Here is a 19,174-nt window from a genome sequence, read left to right on the forward strand (position 1 = left end):
CGAGGGTGTGCGGGCCGGGCGGCCGGCGTGCACTGCGTCCGGTACGGGGCCGTCGGCAGGTTCAGCCGACGCCGGCCGCTTCCCGGACCTCGTTGGACTGAAGCCGCAGGGCGGTGTGCTCGGCCGTGCGGCGGGCCCAGGGGCCGCTGGTGAGCGCGCCGAGGACGAGGACCGCGAGGCCGCAGACGGCGAGGATCCACCACGCCGGCCGGGCCGCCGACACGAACGCGGTCCGGTACGACGACGAGTCGACCCCGGACGCCAGCACCGCCCCGATCACGGCGACCCCCAGCGTCTGCCCGAGCTGCCTGCTGGTGGAGGCGACGGCCGCGGCGACCCCGGCCTGCGCCCGCGGCATCCCGGACACGGCCGTGTTGGTGATCGGCGCGTTCACGAAGCCGAACCCGATGCCGAACAGCACGTACCCGATGACCAGCGTGACGTTCGACGTCTCCGCCTCGAACGCGGCGAACAGCACCCCGCTCACGGTCATGGCGAACCCGGCGATCAGCAGCGGCAGCCGCGGCCCCCGGCTGCCGACCAGCCGTCCGGACAGCGGGGCGCACAGGAACGTCGGCACGGCCATCGGCAGCATCCACAGACCGGCGTGGAGGGCGTCCAGCCCGCGCACGTTCTGGAGGTACAGCGTCGACAGGAACAGGAACCCGCCCAGCGAGGCGAACGCGCTGATGGCGATCACCGTGGCCCCGCTGAACGGCGCGGACCGGAAGAAGCGCAGGTCGATGAGGGGTTCGGCGCGCCGGGGCTCGTACCACAGCAGCCCGAGGAGGGCGGCGAAGGCGATCAGCGCGAACGGCAGCACCCTGCCGGTGCCCGAGTCCGGCGCCTCGATGATCGCGTACGTGAGGGAGCCGAACAGGGCGATCACCAGCAGCTGGCCGACCGGGTCGGGTCGGCGGGCCTTGGGCGCGCGGGACTCGGGGACGAAGCGCAGCGTGAGCAGGAGCGCGGCCAGGCCGACCGGCAGGTTGACCCAGAAGATGGACCGCCAGCCGACCGACTCCACCAGCAGGCCCCCGACCAGGGGGCCGGCGGCCATGGATATGCCGACGACCGCGCCCCACACGCCGATCGCGCGGGCGCGCTCGCGCGCGTCGGTGAAGGTGTTGGTGATGATCGACATGGCGACCGGGTTGAGCATCGAGCCGCCGACCGCCTGGATCATGCGGAAGACGACCAGCGCCTCGAGGCTGGGCGCGAGGGAGCACAGCAGTGACCCGGTCACGAACACGATCAGGCCGGTCATGAAGACCCTCTTGCGGCCGACCCGGTCGGCCGTGGAGCCCGCGAGCATCAGCAGTGAGGCCAGTACCAGGGTGTAGGCGTCGATCGTCCACTGGAGGCCGGAGGTGGTGGCGTGCAGGTCGCGCTGCATGGACGGCAGGGCCACGTTGAGGGCGGTGACGTCGAGGCTGACGATCAGCAGGCTCATGCAGCAGATCGCGAGCACGAGCAGACGTCGGCGATGGCTGAGCTCGGGCATGCGTTCCATCGTACGCCGATTTCAATAGTGCGTCTAACTAATGACTGATACATGATCATTCCGGATGGGTGACAATGGGGCAATGCCCACGCCCACGACGCCCCTGCCGATCGGCCCGCACACCGTCCGGCCGCCCGTTGTCCTCGCCCCCATGGCGGGCATCACCAACGCGCCCTTCCGCACCCTGTGCCGGGAGTTCAGCGGGGGCAAGGGGCTTTTCGTGAGCGAGATGATCACGACCCGGGCGCTGGTCGAGCGCAACGAGAAGACCATGCAGCTGATCCACTTCGACGCGATCGAGAAGCCGCGCTCGATCCAGCTGTACGGCGTCGACCCGGCGACCGTCGGCAAGGCCGTCCGCATGATCGCGGAGGAGGACCTCGCCGACCACATCGACCTGAACTTCGGCTGCCCGGTGCCCAAGGTGACGCGCAAGGGCGGCGGCTCCGCGCTGCCGTACAAGCGCAACCTGCTGCGCGCGATCCTCCGCGAGGCCGTGTCGGGCGCCGGGGACCTGCCGGTCACGATGAAGATGCGCAAGGGCATCGACGACGACCACATCACCTACCTCGACGCCGGACGCATCGCCGTCGAGGAGGGCGTCACGGCCATCGCCCTGCACGGCCGCACCGCCGCCCAGCACTACGGCGGCACCGCGGACTGGGACGCCATCGCCCGCCTGAAGGAGCACGTCCCCGAGATCCCCGTGCTCGGCAACGGCGACATCTGGTCCGCCGAGGACGCGCTGCGGATGGTCCGGGAGACCGGCTGCGACGGCGTGGTCGTGGGACGCGGCTGCCTGGGCCGGCCCTGGCTGTTCGCGGACCTGGTGGCCGCCTTCGAGGGCCGTACGGCGGACATCGCACGCCCCACGCTCCGCGAGGTGGCCGAGGTCATGGTCCGCCACGCCACCCTCCTCGGCGAGTGGATCGGCGACGAGCCCCGCGGGGTCATCGACTTCCGCAAGCACGTCGCCTGGTACCTGAAGGGCTTCGCGGTCGGCTCGGAGATGCGGGGGCGCCTCGCCATCACCTCCTCCCTGGAGGAACTCCGCTCCGGCCTGGACGAACTGGACCTCGACCAGCCCTGGCCCACCGGCGCCGACGGCCCCCGCGGCCGTACCTCCGGCAACAACCGCGTGGTCCTGCCGGACGGCTGGCTGAAGGACCCGTACGACTGCGCGGGCATCAGCGAGGACGCGGAGCTGGACACGTCCGGCGGCTGACCACTGGCCGACATGGGGGACAGCGCGGTGTGGGTCACGGCATTCACCGGCGGTACGGCGGTGCCGGCGAGCTGGGTGACCAACCTCGGGGACGTGCGGGCGGCCCGGACGAAGGTCGAGGGGTCGGCGCGGGCCCAGCACCGGCAACAGGTGCGGGAGTAACGGCGGGCCGCGTACCTGGAGCTGATGGAGCGGGCCCATGTCATGGGCGAGCTGTACCGGCGGGTCGTGGACGGCGCCGAGGCGGCCGGAGCGGTGCAGGCCGTGCCAGCCGCGGCGACGGAGGTCAGCCGGTCCCTCTGGCACGTCTCCCTCGGTGAAGACGGAGCGCGCGCTCGCTTCGACGGCACCCGGGAGGCCTGTCTGAAACTCCCTGGAACGAGTCGTCGAAGCGGCGCGCGCCGCGATGGAGGGTTACGTGGAGGGGTACTGAGAGCGGGTCAGCCCTTCTTCGGGTGCGGGGTCGAGCCGTACGCCGTGAGGAACCTGTCGCGGAAGGAGCTCATCTTCCACACCGGCGCGTCGTGCGCGGGCCGCAGGCCGTCCGTCCAGTTCCAGTCGGCGATCTTGTCCAGGACCTTCGGGTCCTTGGCGACGATGGAGACCGGGACGTCACGGCTGGCGTGGTTGCCGCTGACCCGGGCGATGGGCTGGTGGTCGCCGAGGAAGACCAGGACGGTGTCCTTGTTGCCGTAGCGCTCCAGCCACTGGGTGAGGGCGGTCACCGAGTACTGGATCGACTTGCCGTACTCCTCGCGGGACTTGGTGGTGTCGGCGATGACGTCCTCCGGCTTGTTGCCCGCCGCCTCGATGCCCTTGAAGACCGAGCCGTTGCCCAGCTGGTCCCAGTCGACCATCTTCGGGATCGGCGCCCAGGGCTGGTGGCTGGAGGTCAGGATGAGCAGCGACATCCGCGACTTGCCGTCGGCGACCTTCTTGCTGTGCACCCGCTGCTGGTACTGCTGGAGCGCGTACTGGTCCGGCATGGTCGACCAGCTGAACTTCGGGCCCTTGTAGCCCAGCTGGAAGGCGTTGTAGACCTTGTCGAGGCCGTACCACTTCTGCTCCGGCCAGCCCTTCTGGATGCCCGGCATCACGCCGACCGTGTCGAACGCGCCGGTCTTCTTGAAGGCGTCGGTGAGGCTCAGGTGGTCGCTGGCCATCACGGTGCGGTAGCGCTGCTGGTTGCTGATCCACAGGCCCGACATGGTGGTGGAGTGGCCGAGCCAGCTGCTGCCGCCGTACGTCGCCGAGGTCAGCCAGCCGCTCTTGGCGTGGAAGCCGGCCTTGGCCAGGGCCTTGGTCCGCACGTCCAACGTCTTGTCCACGCCGGGCGCCATGATCGGGTCCTCGATCGCGCTGCGGCCGTAGCTCTCGATGAACGTGAAGATCATGTCCTTGCCGCGCAGGTCCGGCACCAGCTGGTTGCCCGGTGTGTCGCCGAACGCGTCGACCTTGGCGACCTTCTCGAACTCCGCCTCGTCGTGCAGGGTGGCCGCGACCTTGTGCGCCTGGATCTTCAGGGCGGCGGCGGTGCGGTCGGAGGCGATCGGCACGCCGGAGATCTGGATGCCGAGGGAGGAGCAGGTGATCCAGACGACGCCGGCGATCAGCGTGCCCCGGGTGGCCGTGCCGGTGTTCCGGGCCAGCAGGTTGCTCAGCCGGACCGTGGACAGGGCCAGCAGGAGGAACAGCAGCAGCACGAGGACGATGAGGCCGACGGTGGCGGCGAGCGTGACCGTCTTGCCGAGGGAGTCGTTCAGGTACGACTGCGCGTCGCTGAGCAGGGTCCAGTCGAGGATCGGGTTGAAGGTCCGGCCGAGGTACTGGTTGAAGCCCATGTCGAGGAAGTTCAGTACGGTCATCGCACCGAGCGCGACGCCGGAGACGGCCGCCAGCACGACCCGGGGGCGGCGCGGCAGCGCCAGCATCACGGCGGCCCCGATGATCGCCTCCGCCGGTATTCGCGCGAACTTCATCGGCTTGAGCCCGACCACGGTGTTCGGCAGCATCAGCGCGGCCAGCACCAGCGCGGCGGCCAGCACGGTCACGGTCACCGACAACACGGCGGCAGCCGTCGGATGCGCCGCCCGCCACGCCTCCTGCCGCATCCGGATCCGCCCACGCCAACCGGGCCGGCTACCGCGCGCGGGGCGCTGGGCGGGTGCCTGGTCGGCGGCTTCGGGGGTGGTCGTGGGGGCGGCCGCTTCGAGCGCGGTTTCCGGGGCGGGTGCCTCGGCGGTGGCATCGGGGGTGCCGGCCTCGGAGGTCTCGGTTCCGGGGGTGCTCGCGGGGGCGGCCTCGTCGAGCGCGGCTTCCGGGGCGGAGGCCTCGGCGGTGGCTTCGGGGGTGGCTTCCTCGGATGTGGCATCCGGGGTGGCCGGGGAGGCGGCGGTGGCCTTGGGTGTGGCAGCCGGGGTGTCGGCCTCGGGCGTGGCCCCGGGGGCGGCGGCTTCCGGGGCGGGGGCCTTGCCGTCGGCTTCGGGGGTCTCGGCTTCGGGGGTGGTCGCGGGGGAGGCCGCCTCGGGTGTGACTTCCGGGGCGGATGTCTCGTCGGCGGCTTCGGGAGCGGTTGCCTCGGGGGAGTCCTTCGGGGTGACCTTGGAGGTCGTGCCCTCGGGCGCGGCTTCCGGAGCGGCGGTTCCGGGTGCGGCCTCCGCGGCGGCTTCCGGAGCGGTGGGCTCTTCCGGGGTGTCCGGGGCGGTGGTCTCCGGGTCGGCGGCGGCTTCCGGGGCGCTTGCCTCGGGGGCCGTTTTCGGTCCGGCGGTGTCGGGCGCGGGCCGTGCCTCGGCGGGCTGCGCGGTGCCGTCCCCGGCGGCCTTCCCGGCGGCGGCTCCGCGGGCGTCGCCCGACCCGGCCTCGGCGGAGGAAAGGCCGTCGGTGGCGGCCGTGGCCTGGCGGGTCGCCGTGTCCGCCTCGGCGGAGACACCGCCCTCGGTCTCGGCCCCGGGTTCCTCGGATTCCGGCCGGACGGCGGCGCCGTCCGTTTCCGGTGACTGGCGAATGCTCGTGTGCTGAGGCAACCCGGAGGTCCTTCCGTGCGAGGCCCGTGGACGGCGGAGGCGGGGCCGCGCGGGGAGGCAGGGGCCCGCCGTCCTCCCGTACGGTTCGCCTTCGGGGCCTGTTCAGGACCCTGGGCAAACACCCGGCAAATGGCTCGTCAACACTCCGCCGGACGGGACCGTGCCAACGGATCCTAGGCGCCCCCGACCGCCGTGAGCAGCGCCAACGGTGCCGCCGCCGAGCGGGATTCGCGTACGCACGCGTGCGGGTAGGGCACGGGCTCGGCGTGGGTGTCACGGCCGTACCCCGCGAGCACCTCCGGCAGCCGGTGCCCGGCGGCCGTCGCCGCGTCGACCAGGGCGTGGGCGACCGTGCGGGCCTCGTCGTGCAGGCCGTAGCGGGCCAGACCCAGGGTGAGCAGCGCGTTGTCGTGCGGCCAGACCGACCCGCGGTGGTAGGAGAGGGGGTGGTACGCCGGTTGCCCGGCCGCCAGCGTGCGCACGCCCCAGCCCGAGAAGAAGTCCGGTTCCAGGAGCCTGCGGCCGACCACCTCCCCGTACTCCTTGTCCAGCAGCCCCGACCACAGCAGATGCCCCGCGTCCGAGGCCAGCGCGTCGACCTGGCGGCCCTCCCCGTCCAGCGCGAGCGCCGGGAAGGAGCGCTCCCGCATCCAGAAGTCCCGCTGGAAGCGGTCGCGCAGATCGGCGGCGGCCTGCTCCAGCAGGGCCGCGTACGTCTCGTCGTCCCACACCGTGCGCGCCAGCCACGCCGTGCGGCGCAGCGCGTCATAGGCGTAGCCCTGGGCGCCCGCCGCCACCACCGGCCCGTGCGGGCGGGTGCCGTCGGCCGAGCAGATGGCGCCGGGGGAGTCCTTCCAGTTCTGGTTGGCGAGGCCGCCCCGGTCGGCGCGGTACACCAGGTAGCCGCGCGAGGTCAGGCCGCCGTGGTCGAGCATCCAGCCGATCGCCGCGCGGGCATGCGGTTCCAGGCGGCGGGCGAGGGCCGCGTCCCCGGTCTGTTCCACGTACGCGCCGAGCAGGACGAGGAACAGCGGGGTGGCGTCGACCGAGCCGTAGTACCGCCCGTACGGCACCTGCCCGAAGTGCGCCAGCTCGCCGTGCCGCACCTCGTGCACGATCTTGCCCGGCTGGGCGACCGAGGCCGCGACGCTCCGGGTCGCCTGGGTGGCGGCGAGCGCGGGGAGCGTCGCGGCGGCCAGGCGAGGGCGGTAGGGGAGGGTGAACAGCGAGGTCAGCAGGGCGTCGCGGCCGAGGAGCGTGAGGAACCAGGGCGCGCCCGCCGCCGGTACGCGCAGTTCCTCCCCGTCCGGTCCGGTCGCCGGGACCTGGAGCGAGGCGAGGTCGGTCAGGCCCCGGGCACAGGCGGCCGCCAGCTCCGGCCAGCCGGTCGGGAAGGCCACGCCCTCCACGAACTGGCCTTCGAGAGCGAGCAGTTGCTCGTTCACCGCGGCGGGGGAGCGCGGCACCCTCAGCGCCCGCTTCTCGCCGTGCGGCCGGGCGATCACGCGCAGCACCAGCTCGGCCGTGCCGTGCGGTTCCAGTTCGAGGGTCCACACGAGCCGGCGGGCCCCCGTGCCGGTCTCCTCCACACCGTCGGGAGCGGGGTCGGCCGTGATGGTCGTGACGGACCGCCATTCGCCGCGGCGGTAGGTGAACTCCAGGCCGTCGTCCAGGACCTGGCGGGAGCGCACGACGCCGGTCTTGGCATAGGTGCGGTGGTCGGAGCGCAGCTCGAACTGGTCGGTGAAGTCGGCGTCGGCGGTGATCGCCAGGCGGACCGTGGTGGGCACCGGGCGGTTGCTGGTCACCCGCAGCGACTCCACGAACGAGCTGTCGCCCACCGCCTGTTCACGGAACAGGGTGTGCGCGGGCGGCTCCTGCCGGCCGCCGCGCGGGACCAGGACGCAGCGCGCGCCGTCGCCGTCCGCGACCGGCGTGAGCACCTCGGGCACCGCGCCGTCCACGGTGAGCTGCCAGCGGCTGAGGTGCCGGGCGTCGCGGACGAATAACCCGTCCGGGGAGCCGCCGCCCCGGACGCCGCTGATGTCGCCCCGGTCGCCCACGGCGGCGAAGGTCGCGCCGTGCACGAGCAGATGATGCCGGTCCGTCATCCCCGGTCCCCTCCCTTGTCGCTCCTGTGGAAGTCGCTCCTGTGGAAGTCACTCCTGTCGAAGTCACTCCTGTCGAACGTGCCGAGGCCCTCGGGGGACACGCCGTGCCCGGGGGACTCGTGAAGCAGGTCGAGCGTGAGCGCGGCGGTCCAGCCGAAGCCGAGCGCGCCGCGGGCCTCGCCGGTGTACGGGTCGACGTACTCGGCGAACCCGGTCGCCCCGGCGGTCTGCACGACGGCCTCCCGCAGCGCGTCGGCCCGGTCCCGCTCGCCGTGCGCGCGCAGGCCCCGCTCCACCAGCCAGCCGGTGTTGAACCAGGCCGGGCCGCGCCAGTAGCGGTGCGGGTCGAAGGCCTCGCCGAGCAGGTCGTAGCTGGGTACCAGCCGGGTCGTCGCGCCCAGGCCGAAGTGCGGGCCGGTGAGCGTGCCGACCAGCGCGGTGGCGATCTCGCGGGGCAGACCGGGCAGGAGGAGCGGGACGAGACCGGACACGCCGCGCTCGGGGATCAGGCCGCCGCCGCGTACGTCACGGCAGAGGAACATGCCCCGCGCCGGGTCCCACAGCCGCTCCAGCAGCGCCCCCGTCAGGCGTTCCGCGCGCGCGCGGCGGGCCGTGCCGGTCGCGCCCAGTTCCTGCGCGATCCGGGCCAGCGCGTGCTCGGAGGCGATGAGCAGGGCGTTGAAGGCCGGGTCCTCCACCGCGAACCGTCCCGCGCCGTCGGCGTAGCCCCGGTCCCGGTAGTCCGTGGCCAGCCGCACGTACCGCCCGTAGTCCAGGTCCGTCGGCCGGGCCTGAGCCGCGCCGTGGTCGAGGTCGGCGCGGCGGAAGGAGCGGGCCGGTGCCGGGGTGACGCGGGAGAGCGGGGCGTCCCAGCAGGGGCTGTTGTCCATGCCCTGCTCCCAGGGGTGCACCACGGACGCCAGCCCGCCGCCGCCCAGGTCCCGCCGGTGCAGCAGATAGCGGTGCCAGGCGGCCAGCCGCGGGTACACCCCGGCCAGGAAGCCCCGGGCCCGGGACAGGCCCGGGTCGGCGAGGTGCACCAGCCAGGCCGCCAGCGCGTGCACCGGTGGCTGCACGATGCCGGAGGTCTGTACGGTGCGCGGGGCGCCCGCAGCGCGCCCCGCGGTCGAGGAGCGCCAGAAGTCGGGGCTCGGGAAGTACGCGTCGAGCGGTACGGAGGGGTTGAAGACGATGTGCGGGACGCGCCCGTCGCCCCACTGGGCTGCCAGCAGTGTCTCCAGCTCCGTCTGTGCCCGTAACGGCGAGAGGTGCCGCAGGCCGATCGCGATGAACGCGGAGTCCCAGGACCACTGGTGCGGGTACAGGCTCCGCGAGGGGACCGTGGACGTGCCCGTCCAGTTGCCCTCCAGCACGCGCGCGGCGCTCATGCCCGGAGTCTCCGTCGCGGCCGGCGGATCGTATGTGATCGCACGCGCGGTGCGGTGGGTGCTGAGCTGGGCAGTGCGATCCACTCGGGGCTCCCCGAAAGACGTCCGGCCGAGCGGTTCGGCCACGGCCACCGTAGGGTTACGTCTATTTAACACGCAAAACCCAATATGTAATGCAGACTTGAGAAACACAAGGGGGTGTGCATGAGCGGTCGGAGTCAGGCGAGCGCCGGCGAGCTGCTCGCACTGGTGCGCACCGGGCGTGCCACCACGCGCGGTGCCCTCCAGCAGGTCACCGGGCTGTCCCGGGCCACCGTCGGCCAGCGACTCGACCGTCTCTTCCGGGCCGGCTGGCTGCGCGAGGGCGCCGGCGGCCCGGTCGACTCCCCGCTGGGCGGCCGACCCTCGATCACCCTGGAGTTCGACGACGCCCACGCCGTCGTCCTCGCCGCCGACCTCGACACCCGGCACGCGCGCGCGGCGGTCCTCACGCTGACCGGCGAGCTGCTCGCCGAGCACTCCGGCACGCTGGCCGTCGAGGACGGCCCGGACACCGTGCTCGGCGAGCTCGGCCGGTGGTTCGCCGAGCTGTTGGAGAAGGCGGGCCACCGGGCGGAGGAGGTCTGCGGCATCGGGCTCGCCGTACCGGGGCCCGTCGACAGCGAGACCGGCCGGGTCGTCCAGCCGCCGATCATGCCCGGCTGGGACGGCTACGACATAAGAGGCCGCCTGTCCCGAGCCCTCGCCGAGCGCACGGGCGCCCCGCCCGTCCCCGTGCTCGTCGACAACGACGCCAATCTCATGGCGTACGGGGAACAGCGCACCGGACACCCGGACTGCTCGGCGTTCGTGCTGGTGAAGGTGTCGACCGGGATCGGCGCCGGGGTCGTGGTGGACGGCTCCGTCTACCGCGGGATCGACGGCGGCGCCGGGGACATCGGGCACATCCGGGTGCCGGAGGGCGCCGAGGCACTGTGCCGGTGCGGGTCGTACGGCTGTCTGGCCGCCGTCGCCAGCGGTGGCGCCGTGGCCCGGAGGCTCGCCGAGACGGGCGTGCCGGCCGCCAGCGGCTCGGATGTGCGGGACCTGCTGGCGGCCGGGCACCCCGAGGCGGCGGCGCTGGCCCGGGAGGCCGGGCGCCGGGTCGGGGACGTCCTGGCGACCGTGGTGACGCTGCTCAACCCCGGCGTGCTGATGATCGCCGGCGACCTGGCCGGGACCTCCTTCCTCACCGGCGTACGGGAACTGCTCTACCAGCGGGCCCTGCCACGCTCCACCGCTCACCTGGACGTCGTCACCTCGCGGCTCGGGGAGCGGGCCGCGCTGGTGGGGGCCGGTGCGCTGGTCGTGGAGCATCTGTACGCGCCGGAGCGGGTGGAGGAGCGGCTGCTGGCGCTGGGCGTGTGACGTCCGCTTTCCATCCGTTTCCCGCCCGTTTTCCGTCAGCGTGCCGCGTCCGGACACACGTCCGCATGGTGAAATCCGACCTGCTGTGGCAGCGTGATTCTCGCCACCCTTGATAAGGGTTACGCTCAGATGAGCGGATCTTGCACGGCTGCACTTCTCCAAGGGGTGGCACTCGGTGCCATCCCTTGATCGTTCATCGATCGAAATCAGACGTGCAGGCACCCTGCTCATCTGAGCGAAAAACCGCACCTGTGGGCACCCGTGTGTTCAAGAAGTGAAAACATTCGCCCGTCACCGCTTGCCAAGCTTTGACTTTGGATCCGCTGGCGGACGACTGGTTACGGGCGCATGACACGCAAGTGGACGTACCCAGGCGCCTTCGATCTGGGTATGTTCCTCGCCGTCAGGGCAGCCACCGCGGCCTCAAGGAGTCGAGACCCGTGTCGGAAAACAAAGAACCCCACGTAGCGAAGTTCGTTTACGACTTCACCGAGGGCAACAAGGACCTCAAGGACCTTCTGGGTGGCAAGGGCGCCAACCTCGCCGAGATGACCAACCTGGGTCTCCCGGTGCCGCCCGGCTTCACCATCACCACCGAGGCCTGCAAGGTCTACCTCGACAGCGGCGAGGAGCCCGCGGCACTGCGTGACGAGGTGAGTGCGCACCTCGACGCCCTCGAGCAGAAGATGGGCAAGAAGCTCGGCCAGGCCGACGACCCCCTCCTCGTCTCCGTCCGCTCCGGCGCCAAGTTCTCCATGCCCGGCATGATGGACACCGTCCTGAACATCGGCCTCTCCGACAAGTCGGTGCAGGGCCTGGCCAAGCAGGCCGGCGACGACCGCTTCGCCTGGGACTCCTACCGCCGCCTCATCCAGATGTTCGGCAAGACCGTCCTCGGCGTCGACGGCGACCTCTTCGAGGAAGCCCTCGACAAGGCCAAGGAGGCCAAGAAGGTCACGGTCGACACCGAGCTGGAGGCCGCGGACCTGAAGAAGCTGGTCACCACCTTCAAGAAGATCGTCAAGAAGGAGGCCGGCCGGGACTTCCCGCAGGACCCGCGCGAGCAGATGGACCTCGCCATCAAGGCGGTCTTCGACTCCTGGAACGGCGACCGGGCCAAGCTCTACCGCCGCCAGGAGCGCATCCCGCACGACCTCGGCACGGCCGTCAACGTCTGCTCCATGGTCTTCGGCAACCTGGGCCCCGACTCCGGCACCGGCGTCGCCTTCACCCGCGACCCCGCCTCCGGCCACCAGGGCGTCTACGGCGACTACCTCCAGAACGCCCAGGGCGAGGACGTGGTCGCGGGCATCCGCAACACCGTGCCGCTCGCCGAGCTGGAGAGCATCGACAAGAAGTCGTACGACCAGCTCATGCAGATCATGGAGACCCTGGAGAACCACTACAAGGATCTCTGCGACATCGAGTTCACCATCGAGCGCGGCCAGCTGTGGATGCTCCAGACCCGCGTCGGCAAGCGCACCGCCGGTGCCGCCTTCCGTATCGCGACCCAGCTGGTGGACCAGGGCCTGATCGACGAGACCGAGGCGCTCCAGCGCGTCAACGGCGCCCAGCTCGCGCAGCTGATGTTCCCCCGCTTCGACGAGGACGCCAAGGCCGAGCAGGTCGGCCGGGGCATCGCGGCCTCGCCGGGCGCGGCGGTCGGCAAGGCGGTCTTCGACTCCTACACCGCCGTCAAGTGGTCCCGCTCCGGCGAGAAGGTCATCCTGGTCCGCCGCGAGACCAACCCCGACGACCTGGACGGCATGATCGCGGCCGAAGGCATCCTCACCTCCCGCGGCGGCAAGACCTCCCACGCGGCCGTCGTCGCGCGCGGCATGGGCAAGACCTGTGTCTGCGGCGCCGAGGAGCTGGAGGTCGACACCAAGCGGCGCCGGATGACGGTCCCGGGCGGGCACGTGGTGGAGGAAGGCGACGTCATCTCGATCGACGGGTCGAGCGGCAAGGTCTACCTGGGCGAGGTCCCGGTGGTCCCCTCCCCGGTCGTGGAGTACTTCGAGGGCCGGATGCACGCGGGCGCCCACGACGCCGACGAACTCGTCGAGGCCGTGCACCGGATCATGGCCTTCGCGGACCGCAAGCGCCGGCTGCGGGTGCGGGCCAACGCGGACAACGCCGAGGACGCGCTGCGCGCCCGTCGCTTCGGCGCGCAGGGCATCGGCCTGTGCCGTACGGAGCACATGTTCCTCGGTGACCGCCGGGAGCTGGTCGAGCGCCTCATCCTGGCCGACACGGAGGAAGAGCGCGAGGAGAGCCTGAAGGCGCTGCTCCCGATGCAGAAGCAGGACTTCGTGGAGCTGTTCTCCGCGATGGACGGCCTGCCGGTGACGATCCGTCTCCTGGACCCGCCGCTGCACGAGTTCCTCCCCGACATCACGGAACTCTCGGTCCGCGTGGCCCTCGCCGAGTCCCGCCAGGAGCCGCACGAGAACGAGCTGCGCCTGCTCCAGGCCGTGCACCGGCTGCACGAGCAGAACCCGATGCTGGGCCTGCGCGGCGTCCGCCTCGGCCTGGTCATCCCCGGCCTGTTCACCATGCAGGTCCGGGCCATCGCCGAGGCCGCGGCCGAGCGCAAGAACGCCAAGGGCGACCCGCGCGCCGAGATCATGATCCCGCTCGTCGGCACCGTCCAGGAGCTGGAGATCGTCCGCGAGGAGGCCGACCGGGTCGTCGCCGAGGTCGAGGCGACGACGGGCGTGTCGCTGAAGCTGTCGATCGGCACGATGATCGAACTGCCGCGCGCCGCGCTCACCGCCGGCCAGATCGCCGAGGCGGCGGAGTTCTTCTCCTTCGGCACCAACGACCTCACCCAGACCGTGTGGGGCTTCAGCCGGGACGACGTCGAGGCCAGCTTCTTCACCGCCTACCTGGAGAAGGGCATCTTCGGGGTGTCGCCCTTCGAGACGATCGACAAGGACGGCGTCGGCTCCCTGGTGAAGGCGGCGGCGAAGGCGGGCCGCGAGACCCGTCCCGACCTCAAGCTCGGCGTCTGCGGTGAGCACGGCGGCGACCCCGAGTCCGTCCACTTCTTCCACGAGGCCGGGCTCGACTACGTCTCCTGCTCCCCGTTCCGCATCCCGGTCGCCCGCCTGGAGGCCGGCCGCGCGGCCACCCAGTCGGAGGGCAGCGACCACCGCTGACCCTCCCGCAAGACCCCGGAGCCGTCGTCGGTCCCCGACCCTCAACCGATCGGCGGCGGCTCCGGTGCACGAAAAAAGGGGCGGCACCCTGTGCGGGGGTGCCGCCCCTTCGGGCATCATCCGCGGAGCCTGACAAGCTGCGTCGCTGACCAGGCGAAACGGCGTTTGTTGGCGTTGGTTGCCGTTGGACCAGTCCAGAGCCGTTGTGCCCTCGTTGTGCCCTCCGGGCTGCGGCTGGGTCCTGTCCCCGGTCCGTCAGCGTAGGGCCCGTGCAGCGGCGCCAGGATTTGAACCTGGGAAGGCGAAGCGGGCAGATTTACAGACCGCGCAGGAGACATCCCCCTAGCTGTTGTCTAGCCGCACAGCTGGATCTCCGCCCCACGCCTGCCCCAGGCGAAGCGATATCAAGGTGTGCCCCGACAGCCCACCGCATGCCCAGTGCGAGCACTGCCGTTGAACCACCGGAGACTGACGTCCTCTACCGCATGGGCAGTCCGGTACGGAAACTTGGCGCATGGACTGGACGGCACCAGTGAGCGCTGTGATCGGCGGCCTGGTCGCCGTCTTTGCCACCTATCTCACAGATCGCAGGCGCTGGCATCGCGAGGAACAGGCCCGAGCTCGAGACCGCCAAGAAGTTCTCTACGCGGCGTTCCTGACTGCCCTGTTCGGCGCACGAGAGCAAATCTTCGCCGCGAGCCGATGGCCGCGGAGCGCGTCCACTCGCAGGAACACGGCGGCCACGGCGAATAGCCCTCGCTGCCTTGCTCGACTATCGGAACGAGGTCGCATCCGGGAGCCGTTGGAACACACAGAGCTGCGAGGCTCGACGGGAGAGGTTCCGTGTCTGCCAGCAGAGCCTGTTGGAAGCCATGCGCACTGACCTGACCACGACCCACTGGACGTCGGCGCCATGATGCGGCGGCAGCTTTGCAGCGGGCTGGCCCACACGGACCTCACCAGGTCGTTCAGCCTGAACGAGACCCGCTGGGACACCTGGGGGAAGCCGGGTGGGCGCAGCGTCACCAACGTGCGCCGATGTACTCACCCTCGGGGCGAAACTCAGGACTACCGCCGCGGACCCGGGGGTGGGTTCACGGGGCGCCAAGTCCTGCGCCTTCCATCGTCGGCGACCCAAATATCATTGCTCAATTGAGGTCGCGGCGGCTCGCCGTGGGACTCCGTAACAGACCAGAGATCCTCATACAAAAGTGCGCTGAGTGATGGATCGAGAGTGGCTCCCACCCCCTCCGCCGCCCATCGCACAATCATCTGCGCCGCCCTATCGAGACCTTCCTCGGTCGCACCCGGGAATGCTAGCAGCAAGGATGCGCGAGCATTTTCTACAGCACTTCGCGATCGCATCAGCCCTGAACCCCCAGACGCATTTTCGACCGAACGACCTTAATCACTGGGCCTCACACACCGCACAGAAACCAAACACCGCAGCAAGTGAGGCGGTCACCCTGTTCTGATCCTCGGCCCGCCGAAGACTTTCATGGCGATCAAGTTCTGCGAATTCGACAGTGGACATCGTGTCGCTAACCATTATCTCCCAGTGATCCTGTGCCAGCTCCCAGTAATTTCGATGAGCAATACGCACGAAGACATCAACAAAATGCTGATCAGGCATCGACTTGTTGATGTATTCACTCAAAAGCGCGATCTTGCCGGGAGGCCTCAGGCGATCGACCAACGTCCTCCTGCGGTAGAGGTAGCTGGACGACAACTGACTCGCACTCTCAATGCGTGCGGTAATCACATGGCCGGCAAATCCACCGATGATTGCTGGAACTATGAGCCAACCCAAAATCGAAGCAGCCCAGAGCCAAAAATGTTGTGGTGGATCTATCAGCGTAAAGGCCTTGTATACTCCAACGAACCCCTCCCTGCCATGCTTGGGGTCCTTGGGGTCAGTGACTCGTGCAGCAAAAACCCAAGTAATCACGAGAAGCACAAGAAAGGGAAGGCCGTAATCAATAATCCATTGACTTGCCCCTGAAAGCGCTTTGCGTGAACGATGCATTCTCTTGATCCGCTTCACGGGCGACTGCTTCGGCGGCGAACCCAAGTGTCCCGGAACCGGGATGGCTGTCATCGGCAACCTGACCCCCCTAACACGCTCTACGTGAAGGCTAGCCTGAAATATCCTCCATCCGTGCAAGTGGCCGGTTGTTTGTGACAAAATCGTCACCTGTGCTGCCGTCGGCGTCATTCGCTGCATGGCCAAAGCCGCCCCACGCCCCAGTCGGCCCGGCTATCCCGGCGACCAAGGCCACCACCCACAGGATGAAGGTAAGTAACACGAGTTTGATATCACCGTCGGAAGAAGTGGAACACCCGAGGGTCCGGGAGATTGCGGCGATTTCCACTTCGGCTTCAGGTGCGAGCATGCCGGTACGGCGGGAGGCGATCGTAGACGAGGCGCACGGCACCGCGAGGAGTCCCGTCGCAGGTCGTGTACATCGAGGATCGGACGAACCTCAGGGAAGCCCCTGTGGCGCCATCCTCGGTTGCTGTACACCAGCGGGACCGGAGGAGCGATTCGACGCGGGAGCTGGGCGAATGTGCGGGCCCGGAACGTCAAGCGGGCGAATACCCATCTGAAGAAGTCGGGCGGCAAACTCTGTGTCCCCAAGGACACGGCGCTGCACGATCTGCGTCACTTCTACGCCTCAGTGCTGATCAAGAACGGGGCGACGCCGAAGCAGGTGCAGATGAGGCTTGGTCAGGCTAAGCCGTCGATCACGCTGAACGTCTACACCCGCCCCTTCGGCGTGCCCGCGAGTACGTGCCCGCGGAACCGGAGCGCGAAGCTGGCGTGGAGGCGTGTGGTGGGGGCGTGCGGGGATTGCGGCTTTGGGGGTGCGCCATGATGCGCCCCCGTGGCCGGAAACGGCTGGGGGCTGCCCGTTCGTCTGACGTGGTGGAGGCCGAGGGGGCGCGGCGCGGGGGCCGCGGGGGCGTGAGGGGGCACGGTCATGAGGTGGGCCGGACGAACATGTGGGCGGGGGCTGGGGCGGGCGGTCGTGGCGGCGATGCTGCTCGTGGCGGTGACGGTGACACCGAGCGTGGCCGTGGCGAGCGGTGGCGCGCGGGCGGTGACCGGAGCGCGGGCGGACGACACGCCGGGGCCGTCGGCCCCGGCCGAGTCCCCCACGGACCCCGACCCACAGCCCGACCCCCAGCCGACGGACACCGTGACGGACGACCCGCCTCCGCCGCCTCCACCCGCCGATCCCTCGCTGACGGCGCCCGGCGAACCGGTGGAACCCGGCGAGTCGTTCACGGTGACCGGCGCGGACTTCGACTGCTCCGAGGGCGAGGGGCTCGCGGGCCCGCTGAACCTCAGCGTGGACGGGCAGCAACCGGTGAATCTGACGGTCGACGACAGCGGAGGCTTCGAGTACACCGTCACCGTGCCGACGGACGCCGCCCCCGGACAGTACGGGATGTCGGCGGTCTGCACGGCTGTGCCCGGTGCGCCCGTCGTCAAAACGGTCTACGACACCAACGAGCCGTCCCACCCCGCTCCCGACCCGCAGATCAGCCTGTCAGCCGACTCCGGCCCGCCGGAGCGGCAACTGACCGTCACCGGCGAGGGATTCCTGTGCGACGACGGAGCGGGAGTGGATGTCCTGTGGGACGGGGAGACGGCCGTCGGCGGCACACCCGACGCGGACGGGCACTTCACCGTCGCGCTGTCCGTCCCGTCCTCCGCCGCGGAAGGGGAGCATGACGTGACGGCGAGCTGCGACTCGCCGCAAGCGGTTCAGGACTCCAGGACGTTCACCGTGGACACCGTGCCCGTCACCGGGCCGCCGGACGGGCCCTCGGACGATCCCCATGACGTCACCATCCACCTGACCGACTATCCGGCCGCGTGCACACGGGGCGCCATCGTCATCGGCGGCCGTCGCCTGGACACCTGGCTGGACGACGGCTCGACCGAGGGCGACGCCGGGGCAGGGCTCTGGGAGTTCATCGACCTCCACGCCCACCTCCCGGGCGAGATGAAGGGGCGTCACGACGTACAGCTGGACTGCCCGGGCCGGGACCGTGAGAAGGCGGGGGTGATCATCCTGCCGTCACCTGACCCGCTGGCAGTCTTCGAGCTGCCCCTCGGATCCACCGTGCACCCGGAGGGCAAGACCGGGGAGATCACCCCGACGTCCTCGGGAGGCACCGACGGGGGCGGGAGCGACGGGGGCGGGAGCGATGGTGGCGATAGCGGTGGTGGCGGTGGTGGCAAGGGTGGTGGCAACGGCGGCGGCAGCGGGTCGGGTGGCGGGACCGGCCACCACCCCGTGCCCGGCCTGGCCGACGCCCTGCGTACCCCGGCCGACGTCTCGTGGGCGTTGAAGGACCTGGCCGGGTCGGCGGCCATGGCCGCCTGGTTCATGTTGCTGGTCCTCCTCCTGGAGAGGGCCTTCCCCAACCAGATAGCCGACAACGCGATAGCGCGCTGGTGGCGCCGTCTCCGGAAGAAGCGGGAGGAGCGGATGCGACGGGAGGGGCGGACGGAGCGTGAGGCACGGCTGCCCGGCTGGGTCAGGATGTGCGCCTACTCGCTCCTCGGCGGTTCCATGGCCGTCTGGGCCGATGCCAGGACCCACTGGAGTCCGCCGACCGCGGGCAAGACCCTCGGCGCCGCCGCGTCGATGCTGATCGTCCTGGTCACCTACGAGAAGACCAAGGATTCCCTGACCCACCCGCGCGGGAACGGAGTCCGCTCCGAGCTGCGGGTGGTCCCCGTGGGGCTGCTGCTCGCGGCCCTGATGACGGCGATGTCCCGGCTCCTGGAGTTCCCGGTCCCGTATGTCTACGGTCTGATCGCCGTCTACATCGTGTTCAGCGCCCGCGGCGACGGGCCAGATGACCCCGGCAGTGCCATGCCGAAGGGCCAGGCGATCCTGATCGGGGGGATCTGCGTCCTGGCCGCCGCGGTGCTCGTCTGGGTGCTGGGCGCGCCCTTGGTCCAGCACGTCCAGGCCAAGCACTCCCCACCCGGCAGCCTCCCCTACATGCTCGCCTACGCCGTGGGGCTGGCGGTCGTCGCCGGCATAGAGGTGGTGGTCTTCGGCCTGCTCCCGCTGTCCGGCATGGACGGACACGCCCTGAAGGAGTGGAACAAGCCTGCCTGGTACGCCCTGTACCTGACGGGTCTGACCTTCTTCTTCCACGTCCTGCTGAACAGCCTCCACCCGGCTGTGGGCAACCGTCTCGCGGTCGACGAGGACCTGCGCTGGTGGACCCTCGGCATAGCCACCGCCCTGTTCCTGGCCGCCTGGGCCTTCTCGCTGGCCCTGCGGTGGCTCGTGGCGCGTGACGAGCGGCGCGCTCCGCCGGCCTGAC

12 protein-coding genes are annotated in these 19,174 nt (G+C 70.5%); 6 read left to right on the forward strand and 6 right to left on the reverse strand.

Annotated features, from left to right (window positions below; translation table 11 throughout):
- Positions 1-61: 61 nt before the first annotated feature.
- A complete protein-coding gene (locus ABZ915_RS07620) occupies positions 62-1,504 on the reverse strand; it encodes an MFS transporter (RefSeq protein ID WP_361797394.1) in 1,443 nt (480 codons plus the stop codon).
- An 82-nt stretch (positions 1,505-1,586) separates the two neighbouring features.
- Here ABZ915_RS07620 and dusB point away from each other — a divergent pair, with 82 nt between their 5' ends.
- A complete protein-coding gene (gene dusB, locus ABZ915_RS07625) occupies positions 1,587-2,729 on the forward strand; it encodes a tRNA dihydrouridine synthase DusB (RefSeq protein WP_361797397.1) in 1,143 nt (380 codons plus the stop codon).
- 12 nt (positions 2,730-2,741) lie between these two features.
- The gene (locus ABZ915_RS07630) at positions 2,742-2,891 is read left to right on the forward strand and encodes a hypothetical protein (protein WP_361797400.1); all 150 of its coding nucleotides are present in this window, start codon (positions 2,742-2,744) and stop codon (positions 2,889-2,891) included.
- 278 nt (positions 2,892-3,169) lie between these two features.
- On the opposite strand, the gene ABZ915_RS07635 is transcribed toward ABZ915_RS07630, so the two are convergent.
- The 3 genes from ABZ915_RS07635 to ABZ915_RS07645 all read right to left on the reverse strand — a co-directional run bounded on the left by ABZ915_RS07635 (position 3,170) and on the right by ABZ915_RS07645 (position 9,335).
- Positions 3,170-5,752 carry a CDP-alcohol phosphatidyltransferase gene (locus ABZ915_RS07635; RefSeq protein WP_361797403.1) on the reverse strand — a complete coding sequence of 861 codons (2,583 nt, stop codon included), beginning with the start codon at positions 5,750-5,752 and terminating at the stop codon, positions 3,170-3,172.
- 173 nt (positions 5,753-5,925) lie between these two features.
- Positions 5,926-7,863 (reverse strand): glycogen debranching N-terminal domain-containing protein, encoded by a 1,938-nt coding sequence (locus tag ABZ915_RS07640; RefSeq protein ID WP_361797406.1) that lies wholly within the window; start codon positions 7,861-7,863, stop codon positions 5,926-5,928.
- Positions 7,860-9,335 carry a hypothetical protein gene (locus tag ABZ915_RS07645; protein WP_361797409.1) on the reverse strand — a complete coding sequence of 492 codons (1,476 nt, stop codon included), beginning with the start codon at positions 9,333-9,335 and terminating at the stop codon, positions 7,860-7,862. The genes ABZ915_RS07640 and ABZ915_RS07645 overlap by 4 nt, the downstream gene beginning before the upstream one ends.
- A 120-nt stretch (positions 9,336-9,455) precedes the next feature.
- On the opposite strand from ABZ915_RS07645, the gene ABZ915_RS07650 reads away from it, so the two are divergent.
- Together ABZ915_RS07650 and ppdK are read left to right on the forward strand one after the other, a co-directional pair.
- Complete coding sequence (locus tag ABZ915_RS07650) at positions 9,456-10,658, forward strand: ROK family protein (protein ID WP_361797412.1); 1,203 nt, start codon at positions 9,456-9,458, stop codon at positions 10,656-10,658.
- A gap of 440 nt (positions 10,659-11,098) precedes the next feature.
- Positions 11,099-13,819 carry a pyruvate, phosphate dikinase gene (gene ppdK / locus ABZ915_RS07655; protein ID WP_361797415.1) on the forward strand — a complete coding sequence of 907 codons (2,721 nt, stop codon included), beginning with the start codon at positions 11,099-11,101 and terminating at the stop codon, positions 13,817-13,819.
- Between the two features lie 1,408 nt (positions 13,820-15,227).
- On the opposite strand, the gene ABZ915_RS07660 is transcribed toward ppdK, so the two are convergent.
- Positions 15,228-15,863, reverse strand: a complete 636-nt coding sequence (locus ABZ915_RS07660) for a DUF6313 family protein (protein ID WP_361797418.1) — start codon at positions 15,861-15,863, stop codon at positions 15,228-15,230.
- Between the two features lie 91 nt (positions 15,864-15,954).
- Positions 15,955-16,212, reverse strand: a complete 258-nt coding sequence (locus ABZ915_RS07665; protein WP_361797421.1) for a hypothetical protein — start codon at positions 16,210-16,212, stop codon at positions 15,955-15,957.
- A gap of 174 nt (positions 16,213-16,386) precedes the next feature.
- Here ABZ915_RS07665 and ABZ915_RS07670 point away from each other — a divergent pair, with 174 nt between their 5' ends.
- Both ABZ915_RS07670 and ABZ915_RS07675 read left to right on the forward strand, forming a co-directional pair.
- The gene (locus tag ABZ915_RS07670; protein WP_361797424.1) at positions 16,387-16,695 is read left to right on the forward strand and encodes a tyrosine-type recombinase/integrase; all 309 of its coding nucleotides are present in this window, start codon (positions 16,387-16,389) and stop codon (positions 16,693-16,695) included.
- Between the two features lie 105 nt (positions 16,696-16,800).
- Positions 16,801-19,173, forward strand: a complete 2,373-nt coding sequence (locus tag ABZ915_RS07675) for an FGLLP motif-containing membrane protein (protein WP_361797427.1) — start codon at positions 16,801-16,803, stop codon at positions 19,171-19,173.
- Position 19,174: the final 1 nt, after the last annotated feature.

It is taken from the genome of Streptomyces sp. NPDC046915, from assembly GCF_040644935.1.
Taxonomy (GTDB): domain Bacteria; phylum Actinomycetota; class Actinomycetes; order Streptomycetales; family Streptomycetaceae; genus Streptomyces.